Raw genomic sequence first — 10,718 nt, forward strand, 5'->3', positions numbered from 1 at the left:
GTTCTCAGGCCTCCACCAGGTAGGAGAAGACGCTCTCCAGGGACTCGTCGGACGGCACCAGCTGGCGCACCCGGATGCCCTTGTTCAGGGCGATCCGGGGCAACGCCCGGGTGAAGGCGCCGTAGTCGCCGGCGCGTACGGTCAGGCCGGTGCGGTCCAGCTCGACGCCACTCACCGACGCCTCGGCGATCAGGGCCACGGCCAGCGCCCGATCGTCGGTGGAGCGCACCGCGAAGACGTGCGGGCGGTTGGTCATCAGCCGACGGATGGTCCGGAAGTCGCCGGAGGCCGCCAGTCGACCGGCCACCATCACCTGCACCGTCCCGGAGACCTGCTCGACCTCCTCCAGGATGTGCGAGCTGAACAGGATCGTCCGGCCGGCGTCGCCGAGGGTGTGCAGCAGATCCATCATGTGCAGCCGCTGACGCGGGTCCATGCCGTTGAACGGCTCGTCGAGCAGCAGCACCTGCGGGTCGTGCACCAGCGCCGCGGCCACCCGGGCTCGCTGGCGCATGCCCTTGGAGTACGTGCCGATCCGGCGGTCCTGCGCCGACTCCAGCTCCACCAGGTCGATGGCCCGTCGCGCCGCCGCCGCCGGGTCGGCCAACCGGTGCAGCTTCGCGCTGGCGAGCACGAACTCGTACGCGGTCAGGAAACTCTGCACCGCCTCCCGCTCGCTGACCAGCCCCAGCCGGCGGTAGACGTCGGGGTTGCGCCAGGTCGGCTCGTCGTCGAGGGTCACCGTGCCGCGCGACGGGGCGAGGAACCCGGCCATCATGTGCAGCAGCGTGGTCTTGCCGGCGCCGTTCGGACCGAGCAGACCGGTCACGCCCGGCCCGAGGGCCATGCTGATGTCGTTGACGGCCACCACGTTGCCGTACCACCGGGACACCCCGGTCAGGCTCAGCGTGCTCATCAGGAGGCGACCTTCCGGTAGCGGGCCAGCAGGAGGGCGGTCGCGCCGGCGACCAGCAGCACCGCGACCAGGGCGTAGACCGGGCCGAAGCCGCCGATCATCATCTCGCCCGGATCGCCCTCGACCAGCAGGTCACCCAGCGACCAGATGCCCACCCCCTGCACGAGGGTGGAGGGCGAGGCCAGGCCGGCCAATTCGTTGGCCGTGTTCGACGGCAGGATGCTCAGCACGCCCACGATCGGCGTGGTCATCAGGAAGACCGCGACCACCCCGCCCGCGGCGAAGGCGCGCTTGCCGGTCAGCGAGGCGACGAGCAGCCCCACCGAGGCGAAGACCACCGCCCACAGGCCGGCGTAGAGCAGGCCGGGAAGCAGGTCGAGCAGCTCGTGCCACACCCCGCGCATGCCCTGCTTGGTGGTGAACGCGGCACCCAGGAACATCACCACCTGCGGCCCGCCGAGCAGCAGCCAGAGGCCGGTGACCAGCGCCAGCAACTTGGCGAGCGCGTAGTCGGCGCGGGGCAGCGGCCGGGAGAAGTACAGCGGCAGCACACCGCTGCGCAGGTCCCGGGAGACCAGCTCCGGCGCGGCCACCGCGACGAAGAACAGGACCAGCCAGCTCATCGCGTCGGCGAACTGGGCGTACGTGGCGACCGGCTCGCCGAGCTGGCTGCGGACGGCGGCCAGGGCCACCGCGACCAGGGTGACGATGCCGACCACCAGCCACGGGAAGATCTTGGCCTTGGCGCTGCGCCCGAACCCGAAGATGGTGCGCAGCCCGTGCAGGTAGAGCGCGCCGAAGACGTGCCGACGGCCCAGCCGTGGGCCCTCGTAGCGCTGATAGCCGATGTCGTGGATGACGCCGGTCGGTGTGGGCCGCACGGCGGCCGATGACAGCTCAGGCATGGGTGAGCTCCCTCGTGGCGAAGAGTTCGGCCACCCGGTGCCGGCGCTGGTCCAGCCGGTGCAGAGGCAGGTCCAGTTCGGCGACCGCGCCGAGGATCAGGTCGTAGGTGCTGTCGTCGGCGAGCGGTACGAGCAGCAGCCGGCCGTCCCGCGCCACCGGCAGGTCGAGCGCCGCGAGCCGGGCGGCCAACTCCTCGGTGCCCTCGCTGACCTCGACGGCCAGCACGTCGGTGGCCGAGGTCATCGCGGAGATGTGATCCGCACGCAGCAGCCGGCCACCGTCGATGGCGATCAGCGTGTCGCAGATCCGCTCGACCTCGCCCAGCAGGTGTGAGCACACCAGCACGGAGATGCCGAACTCGGTGCCGATCCGGTGCACCAGCGCCAGCATCGCGTCCCGACCGGCCGGGTCCAGCCCGTTGGTCGGCTCGTCGAGCAGCAGCAGGTCCGGGTCGTGCACCAGCGCCTGGGCCAGCTTGACCCGCTGCTTCATGCCGGTGGAGTAGCCGCCGACCGGGCGGTAGCGCTCCTCGTAGAGCCCGACGTGGCGCAGCGCCTCCGAGGCGCGCTCGCGGGCCGCGGTGCGCGGCAGGCCACTCATCCGGCCGAGGTGGGTCACCAGCTCGGCGGCGGACAGGTCCGGTGGGAGGCAGTCGTGCTCGGGCATGTAGCCGACGCGGGCACGGACCGCCGCCGGTTCGGTGGTCGGGTCGATGTCGAGCACCGAGACCTGACCGCTGGTCGGGGCGATCAGGCCGAGCAGAATCTTGATCAAGGTGGATTTGCCGGCGCCGTTCGCGCCCACCAGGCCGATGATCCCGGGCTCGACGGCGACGGTGAGGTCGGTGAGCGCGGTGACCCGACCTCCGTACGTCTTGGTGAGCGACTGGGTCGCGATCAGTGTCACGACGCCAGCGTAGGGAGTCGATGCCCCGCACCGACACCGGCGCGCCCCCGGTGCTCCCCTGATCCTCGCGGCGACCCACCCCTAAGGTCCGCCGACGGCGACGATGAACGTTTGCGCCGGTCGTGCGTTCGGCCAGACCCCGCTGCCGGAAAGACCCCTGCCGGGTGGCACGATTCACTTCCCGTTCACCGGGCAGTGTTCCGGGGGATATTCGACCGCCAAAGCGGAAGGATCGTGATGGTCGAGGTTGGCGTCCCCAAGGTGAGTGTCGTGGTGCCCGCGTACAACTGTGGCCCCCACATCGAGAAGCTGGTGGCGTCGCTGCTGCGCCAGTCGCTACCGGCCGACGAGTTCGAGGCGATCTTCGTCGATGACGGATCGACCGACGACACGGGCAGGCGGCTGGACCGGCTGGCGGCCGAGCACCCGCACATCCACGTGGTGCACATCGAGAACTCGGGCTGGCCGTCGCGCCCGCGCAACCTCGGCATCGAGCGGGCCCGCGGCGAGTACGTCTTCTTCGCCGACGACGACGACTGGTTCGCCGACCAGGCGCTGGAACGGCTCTACGACTGCGCGAAGACGTACGACGCCGATGTGGTGATCGGCAAGATGGCCGGGCACGGGCGCGGCGTGCCCCGGGAGCTGTTCCGCAAGAACCGCTTCGACGCCACCCTGGCGAACGCGCCGCTGATCGACAGCCTGACCTGCCACAAGCTGTTCCGCCGCTCCTTCCTCAACGAGCACGGGCTGCGGTTCCCGGAGGGCGGCAAGCGGCGGCTCGAGGACCACTCCCTGGTCGTACGTGCCTACTTCCTGTCCCGCCGCACCTGCGTGCTGTCCGACTACACCTGCTACCACCACGCGCAGCGGGGCGACGCCCGCAACGTCACCGCGGCGCGGCTGGAGCCGTCGAGCTACTTCGCGAGCGTGCGCGACGCGCTGGACATCGTCGACGCCCACACCGAACCGGGACCGCTGCGCGACCGGCTGCACCGGCGGTGGCTGCGCAACGAGATGATCAACCGGCTCCGCGGCAAGCGGCTGCTGGAGGCTCCCCACGACTGGGTGGACCAGGTCGCCGCCGAGGTCCAGAAAATCATCCAGGAGCGCTTCGCTCCCGGGGTAGCCGCCGGCCTGCCGCCGCTGCAACGGGCCGTGGCGTACCTGACCGAGCGGGGCCGGGTCGAGGACCTGCGGCGGCTGGCCCGGTGGGAGGCGGGCATCGCCGGGCACGGCCGGATCGACGAGCTCCAGCCGGACGAGCACGCCGTCACGGTCACCGTTGCCGCCGAGCTGCGCTCCGCGGACCAGCCGATCGGGTTCCGCGCCGACGACGGGCGCGACGTGCTGGTGCTTCCGGTCGGTGAGATCTCCCCCGACGTGCTCGACTCCACCGCGCAGGTCCGCAAGGCCCGCCTCGACGTGGTCGCCCGCCGCCGGGAGACCGGCGACGAGATCTTCCTGCCGGTGCAGTTCCAGACCGAGCGGGTCGCCGGTCCCGGCGGCGCGGAGACCGTTCACCTGGTGCACCGCGCCACCACCACGATCGACTTCCGCGCCCTCAACGGCGGTCGTACGCGGGGCAGTTGGCTCCTCAAGGCACGGATCACCAACGCCGGATGGACCGAGGACGCGCGGCTGCCGCTGCTCTTCATCTGCCCGGCCGACGGCGCGCCTCCGCGGATCCGCGACGAGCGGAAGGTCTGGAACTGGCTGCGGTCGGCGGTGGGTCGCCGGGTCCGCCGCTGAGCCGACCGTCCGGGTCGTGGAGTGGCGGCCTCGACCGATCGGCGGTCGGCTGCGAAACTGTGTGCCGGTCAGCGAGTGGGGGGTGTGGATGAGCAACGGCTGGGTGCTGCCCGACGAGGTGCTCCGGGACGCGCCGGCGTACACGCCGCGTCCCGGTGAGCTCGCGGATCTGGAGCTGCTGCTGACCGGCGCGTACGCCCCCCTGACCGGCTTCATGACCCGCGCCGACCTGGTGTCGGTGAGCCGACGCGGCCGGCTGGCCGACGGCACGCCGTGGCAGGTTCCGGTGACCCTGCAGGTGCCGGCCGCGCTGGCGCAGGGCTTCGACCCGCGCGATGAGGCCCGCCGGGCCCTGGTGCTGACCGACGGCGAGGGGGCGCCGGTCGCCGCCCTGGACGTCGCGGACGTCTGGCCGGTACGCGAGGGCGTGGCGGGCCTGGGTGGCCAGCTCCGCCGGCTCGGCGAGGGCGGTCACGGCCCGTTCCAGCGGTTGCGGCGCAGCCCGGCGGAGGTCCGCGCGCTGCTGCCTCCGGGTCGGGTGCTCGGGGTCATCGCCGACCGTCCGCTGCACCGGCCGCAGCTCGCCCAGATCGCGCACGCGGCCCGCACCCTGGCCGCGCACCTGCTGGTGATGATCCCGGTCGGCGAGGGCGGTGTCGGCGGGCTCGCACCGGAGGCGCTGGTGCGTACGATCTTCGCCGCCCGGGACCGGATGCCCCCGGCCACCCTGGTGGCCGTGCCGCTGTCGCATCGGCGGGAGGAGATCAGCGACGCGCTGCTGCGTGCGCGCGTCTCCGCCGCGTACGGGGTCACCCACCTGCTCTCGACCGGGGACATGCTCTCCGGCGCCGGGCTGCGGGTGCTGGTGCCGCGCGAGCTGGCGTACGACAACCGGGACGGGCAGTGGCGCTGGCGGGAGGACATCCCGCCGCGCAACCGCCGCCTCGCGCTCACCCAGGACGAGATCGACGACCTGCTCGACCGGGGCTTCCCGCTGCCGGAGTGGCACACGCCTCCGGCGGTGGCGAAGGAGTTGGCTCGGGCCCGGCCGCCGCGCCGGCACCGAGGGCTGGTGGTCTTCCTGACCGGCCTCTCCGGCTCCGGCAAGTCCACCATCGCCCGGGGGCTGGCCGACGCGTTGCGGGAGAACGGCGACCGGACGGTGACCCTGCTCGACGGGGACGTGGTACGCAGGGAGCTCTCCGCCGGGCTGGGCTTCAGCAAGGCCGACCGGGATCTCAACGTCCGGCGGATCGGCTGGGTGGCGGCCGAGATCGCCCGGCACCACGGGGTGAGCATCTGTTGCCCGATCGCCCCGTACGCGGCCGCCCGCGCGACGGCGCGGGAGATGGCCCTGTCCGCCGGGGCGGGCTTCGTGCTGGTGCACGTCGCGACGCCGCTGGAGGTGTGCGAGCAGCGGGACCGCAAGGGCCTGTACGCGCGGGCCCGCGCCGGTCTGCTCACCGGCATGACCGGCATCGACGACCCGTACGAGGAGCCGACGGACGCGGACCTGGTGCTCGACACCACCCACCTGAGCGTCGCGGACGCGGTGCAGGCCGTGCTGCACCACCTGACCGAGAGCGGCTGGGTGGAGTTGAAGATCCAGTCGGCCTGAGGCGTCGTCCCACCCCTTTCCTTCCGCCGGTTCCGGGCACGCGCTAGTGTTCATCTTTGTTGGAACACGTTCGACCGCGTGAGAGTACGTGGACCCCTGGGAGGCACGGCTGATGCTCGCTCAGCAGCGGCAGTCGGCGATCCTGGATCGGGTCCGGTCCGCCGGTGGCGTTCGGGTGACCGACCTGGCGACCGAGTTCGGCGTCTCCGACATGACCATTCGCCGCGACCTGGAGGCCCTGCACGAGCGCGGCCTGCTGGCCAAGGTGCACGGCGGCGCCACCGCGACCGGCCCCAGCTCGACCGACGAGCCGGGCTTCCACGCCAAGTCGGTCCGGCAACTGCCGGAGAAGGCCGCGATCGCGGACCGGGCGGCGCGGCTCGTGCGGCCCGGTGCGGCGGTCGCCCTCTCCGCCGGCACCACCACCGCCGAACTGGCCCGCCGACTGGTGGACGTTCCCGGCTTGACCGTGGTAACCAACTCGCTCCCGGTGGCCGAGATCCTGCACGCCGGAGGCCGGCCCGATCAGACGGTGGTGCTCACCGGCGGCGTACGGACACCGTCGGACGCGCTGGTCGGCCCGCTCGCGGTCGGCGCCGTCCGGCGGCTGCACCTCGACCTGCTCTTCCTCGGCGTCCACGGCATCACCGAGCGGGCCGGCTTCACCACCCCGAACCTCATGGAGGCGGAGATCGACCGGGCGCTGGTGGCCGCGGCGGACCGGCTGGTGGTGCTCGCCGACCACACGAAGTGGGGCACCGTGGGCATCTCCTCGATCGTCGAGCTGTCGGCAGCCCACGTGCTGGTCAGCGACGAGGCGTTGCCCCCGCCCGCACGACGGGTACTCGGCGAACAGGTGGGCGAATTGATCATGGCAAAGGCAACAAGGGCGGGCCGCGCGACGCGCACGCCGACGAGTGAGGAGACGGCGACGTGAAGCGCACCGCGATCAACCTGGCCGACGGCCGGGAGCTGATCTACTTCGACGAGGACGACGACGCCGTCCGCGACCAGCCGGACCGCCGGGACCTGCCGCCACCGCCACCCGCGTCGCAACTGCGCTACGACCCGCTGACCGACGAGTGGGTGGCCGTGGCCGTGCACCGGCAGACCCGCACCTTCCTCCCGCCGGCGGCCGAGTGCCCGCTCGACCCCTCGGTGGGCGACCGACTGACCGAGATCCCCGCTCCGGACTACGACGTGGTGGTCTTCGAGAACCGGTTCCCGTCGTTGAGTGGCCGCGTCGCCGACGAGCCCGGGGAGATCACCCCGTTCACGCCGGTCCGGCCGGGCCTGGGCCGGTGCGAGGTGGTCTGCTTCACCTCCGACCACAACGCCTCGTTCGCCAGCCTCCCGCCGCGTCGCGTCCGCACCGTGCTGGACGCGCTCGCCGACCGGACCGAGGTGCTCGGCGAGCTGCCCGGCGTGGAGCAGGTGTTCTGCTTCGAGAACCGGGGCGTCGAGATCGGCGTCACGCTGCACCACCCGCACGGGCAGATCTACGCGTACCCCTTCGTGACGCCGCGCACCCGGGCGCTGCTGGCCGCGGCCCGCCGGCACGCCGAGCGGACCGGCGGGGGCAACCTGTACGCGGACGTGCTGGCCGCCGAGCGCGCGGCCGGCGAGCGGGTGGTCACCGAGAACGAGCACTGGACGGCGTTCGTGCCGGCGGCGGCCCGCTGGCCGTTCGAGGTGCATGTCGCGCCGCGCCGCGTGGTGCCGGACATCCCGGCGCTCACCGACAGCGAGCGGGACGCCTTCGGGCCGCTCTACCTGGATCTGCTGCGCCGCTTCGACGGCCTGTTCGACATGCCGATGCCCTACATCGCGGCGTGGCACCAGGCGCCGGTGCGGATCGACCGAGAGCTGGGCCACCTGCACCTTCAGCTGTTCAGCATCCGGCGGGCGAAGGACAAGCTGAAGTACCTGGCCGGCTCCGAGTCGGGGATGGGCGTCTTCATCAACGACATCTCCCCCGAGCGCGCCGCCGAACTGCTCCGCGCCGCCTGACCCTGGCGAGCCGGCAGAGCCGGCGTTCCGGGCCTGGCGGGAAACAGGGCGCGGGGGGCCCGGGACAGGGCCCCCCGCAGGGAAGGGACGGCTGGCTGTGCTCGACACAGCCGGGAAGGCTGGCTGATCGGCACGCATCCGCGGTCGACCGCGGTCAACCTTCCTTGGACGCGACTGGCATCTCGTCCACCCTGGTCAACGAGGCGCGCGAGGCCGGGTGACGCGGCAGGCGTGTCAGCCGGCAGACACGCCGGAGCCCGCCGGCGGGTGCCGACGGGCTCCGGTGCTGGTGCGGTCGAATCAGGCAGCGAGCCTGCGGGCCAGGTTCTCGTCGAGCGCGTTCATGAACTCGTCGGTGGTCAGCCACGGGGCGTCGCGCGAGATGAGCAGCGCGAGATCCTTGGTCATCTGGCCACCCTCGACGGTGTCGATGATGACCTGCTCCAGGGTGTTGGCGAACTCGGTCACCGCCGGCGTGCCGTCCAGCTTGCCCCGGTGGGCCAGGCCCCGGGTCCAGGCGTAGATCGACGCGATCGGGTTGGTCGAGGTCTTCTCGCCCTTCTGGTACTGCCGGTAGTGCCGGGTGACCGTGCCGTGCGCGGCCTCGGCCTCGACGGTACGGCCGTCCGGGGAGAGCAGGACCGAGGTCATCAGACCCAGCGAGCCGAAGCCCTGCGCCACGGTGTCGGACTGCACGTCACCGTCGTAGTTCTTGCAGGCCCAGACGTACCCGCCCTCCCACTTGAGCGCGGCGGCGACCATGTCGTCGATGAGCCGGTGCTCGTAGGTGAGGCCGGCGGCGTCGAACTCCGCCTTGAACTCGGTCTCGAACACCTCGGCAAAGATGTCCTTGAACCGGCCGTCGTACGCCTTGAGGATGGTGTTCTTGGTCGACATGTAGACCGGGTAGTTGCGGTCCAGGCCGTACCGGAACGAGGCCCGGGCGAAGTCCCGGATCGACTCGTCGTAGTTGTACATGCCCATGGCGATGCCGCCGCCGGGGAAGTTGGCGACCTCCATCTCCATCGGCGTGCCGCCGTCGGCCGGGGTGTAGGTGATGGTCACCGTGCCCGGGCCGGGGACGACGAAGTCGGTGGCCTTGTACTGGTCACCGTGGGCGTGCCGGCCGATGATGATCGGCTTGGTCCAGCCGGGGACCAGCCGCGGCACGTTGGACATGATGATCGGCTCGCGGAAGACGACGCCGCCGAGGATGTTGCGGATGGTGCCGTTGGGCGACCGCCACATCTTCTTCAGGCCGAACTCCTCGACCCGGGCCTCGTCCGGGGTGATGGTGGCGCACTTGACGCCGACGCCGTGCTCCTTGATGGCGTTGGCGGCGTCAATGGTGACCTGGTCGTCGGTCTCGTCGCGGTACTGGATCGACAGGTCGTAGTAGTGCAGGTCGACGTCGAGGTAGGGCAGGATCAGCTGCTCCCGGATCTGCTTCCAGATGATCCGGGTCATCTCGTCGCCGTCGAGCTCCACGACCGGGTTGTTTACCTTGATCTTCGCCATCGGCCGGCGCTCCTCTCGGGGGACACGTGCTCAAGCAGTACGAGCGTACTGCAATTGGGCCGGCAGCCCTCAGCCGGCCTCGACCGACCGGCGGAACCGGGCTGCACGACACAGCAGTTCCCTGACACCATCGCTCGATGCCACTTCGCCGCACTCTCGGGTCTATCACGGTTACCGCGCTCACCGACGGCGAGGGTGCCTTCTTCCAGCCCCGCGAAGAGGTGTTTCCGCACGCCACGGCGGCCCAGTGGCAGGAGGCCGACCGCCGCGACCCCGCCTCGGTCACCGCCGACGGGCGGTGGTGGCTGCCGTTTCGCAGCTTCGCGATCCGTTCGGGTGACGGGCCGGTGACCCTTGTCGACGCCGGGATCGGCCCGACCGACGCACCCGCCGCGAGCTGGGCGCCGGTGCCCGGTCGGCTGCCCGCCGAACTGGCCGCCGCCGGCATCGACCCGGCCGACGTCGACACGGTCGTGCTGACCCACCTGCACAGCGATCACATCGGCTGGGCGGTCACCGGCACACCGGGCCGCCCGTACTTCCCGAACGCCAGCTACCTGCTCCAGCGCACCGAACTGGAGGCGGCGGAGGCGATCAACCCCGGGCTGCCGGCCGGGCTGGTCGCGCCGTTGCGCGCCGCCGGCCAGCTCCGGGTGGTCGACGGCGAGACAACCCTGACCCCTGCGGTACGACTGCTGCCCACTCCCGGGCACACCCCCGGCCACCAGTCGGTGCTCCTGACAGCGGCCGACGAGCGAATGCTGCTCACCGGCGATCTCCTGGTGCACCTGGTGCAACTGATCGACCCCACCCTGGCGTACGCCCACGAGGTAGACCCCGACGAAGCGCGCGCCTCCCGCCTAACGGCCCTGCACACCCTCAACCCCACCCTGCTGGCCACCCCCCACCTCTCCACCCCCTTCACCCCCACCCCCACCCACCCGTGTTGATCAAGAGGTTTGGGTCAGGAATCGCGGTCGCGGTGACGCAAACCTCTTGATCAACGGGGTCGGGGCGGGGCGGGAGCGCAGGAGGGGGGGGGGGGGGCCGGCGGGGCCGCCCCCGCGGGGGGGGGGGGGGGGAAACTCGGGG

9 protein-coding genes are annotated in these 10,718 nt (G+C 71.8%); 5 read left to right on the forward strand and 4 right to left on the reverse strand.

Annotation, left to right across the window (positions count from 1 at the left end; translation table 11 throughout):
• Nucleotides 1-4: 4 nt before the first annotated feature.
• From ABZT87_RS24040 to ABZT87_RS24050, 3 genes are read right to left on the reverse strand one after another with little or no spacing between them, the layout of a single operon-like run.
• Nucleotides 5-916: an ABC transporter ATP-binding protein gene (locus ABZT87_RS24040; RefSeq protein ID WP_354857113.1), complete on the reverse strand. Its 912-nt coding sequence runs from the start codon at nucleotides 914-916 to the stop codon at nucleotides 5-7.
• The gene (locus ABZT87_RS24045) at nucleotides 916-1,821 is read right to left on the reverse strand and encodes an ABC transporter permease (RefSeq protein ID WP_355138202.1); all 906 of its coding nucleotides are present in this window, start codon (nucleotides 1,819-1,821) and stop codon (nucleotides 916-918) included. Before ABZT87_RS24045 ends, ABZT87_RS24040 begins: the two co-directional genes overlap by 1 nt.
• Complete coding sequence (locus tag ABZT87_RS24050) at nucleotides 1,814-2,728, reverse strand: ABC transporter ATP-binding protein (protein ID WP_354857119.1); 915 nt, start codon at nucleotides 2,726-2,728, stop codon at nucleotides 1,814-1,816. The genes ABZT87_RS24045 and ABZT87_RS24050 overlap by 8 nt, the downstream gene beginning before the upstream one ends.
• A 237-nt stretch (nucleotides 2,729-2,965) precedes the next feature.
• On the opposite strand from ABZT87_RS24050, the gene ABZT87_RS24055 reads away from it, so the two are divergent.
• The 4 genes from ABZT87_RS24055 to galT all read left to right on the forward strand — a co-directional run bounded on the left by ABZT87_RS24055 (nucleotide 2,966) and on the right by galT (nucleotide 8,108).
• A complete protein-coding gene (locus ABZT87_RS24055) occupies nucleotides 2,966-4,480 on the forward strand; it encodes a glycosyltransferase family 2 protein (RefSeq protein ID WP_355138204.1) in 1,515 nt (504 codons plus the stop codon).
• 88 nt (nucleotides 4,481-4,568) lie between these two features.
• Nucleotides 4,569-6,098: an adenylyl-sulfate kinase gene (gene cysC / locus ABZT87_RS24060; RefSeq protein WP_355138206.1), complete on the forward strand. Its 1,530-nt coding sequence runs from the start codon at nucleotides 4,569-4,571 to the stop codon at nucleotides 6,096-6,098.
• Between the two features lie 112 nt (nucleotides 6,099-6,210).
• Entirely contained in the window at nucleotides 6,211-7,035 is an 825-nt protein-coding gene (locus ABZT87_RS24065) for a DeoR/GlpR family DNA-binding transcription regulator (protein ID WP_355138208.1), read from the forward strand.
• Nucleotides 7,032-8,108, forward strand: coding sequence for a galactose-1-phosphate uridylyltransferase (galT, locus tag ABZT87_RS24070; protein WP_355138210.1), 1,077 nt, complete (start codon nucleotides 7,032-7,034; stop codon nucleotides 8,106-8,108). The genes ABZT87_RS24065 and galT overlap by 4 nt, the downstream gene beginning before the upstream one ends.
• A 300-nt stretch (nucleotides 8,109-8,408) precedes the next feature.
• Here galT and ABZT87_RS24075 read toward each other — a convergent pair whose 3' ends face one another.
• Nucleotides 8,409-9,626, reverse strand: a complete 1,218-nt coding sequence (locus tag ABZT87_RS24075; protein ID WP_355063784.1) for an NADP-dependent isocitrate dehydrogenase — start codon at nucleotides 9,624-9,626, stop codon at nucleotides 8,409-8,411.
• Between the two features lie 137 nt (nucleotides 9,627-9,763).
• On the opposite strand from ABZT87_RS24075, the gene ABZT87_RS24080 reads away from it, so the two are divergent.
• The gene (locus tag ABZT87_RS24080; protein WP_355138212.1) at nucleotides 9,764-10,576 is read left to right on the forward strand and encodes an MBL fold metallo-hydrolase; all 813 of its coding nucleotides are present in this window, start codon (nucleotides 9,764-9,766) and stop codon (nucleotides 10,574-10,576) included.
• The last annotated feature ends 142 nt before the right edge of the window (nucleotides 10,577-10,718 follow it).

It is taken from the genome of Micromonospora sp. NPDC005237 (genome assembly GCF_040607775.1).
Lineage (GTDB): Bacteria > Actinomycetota > Actinomycetes > Mycobacteriales > Micromonosporaceae > Micromonospora.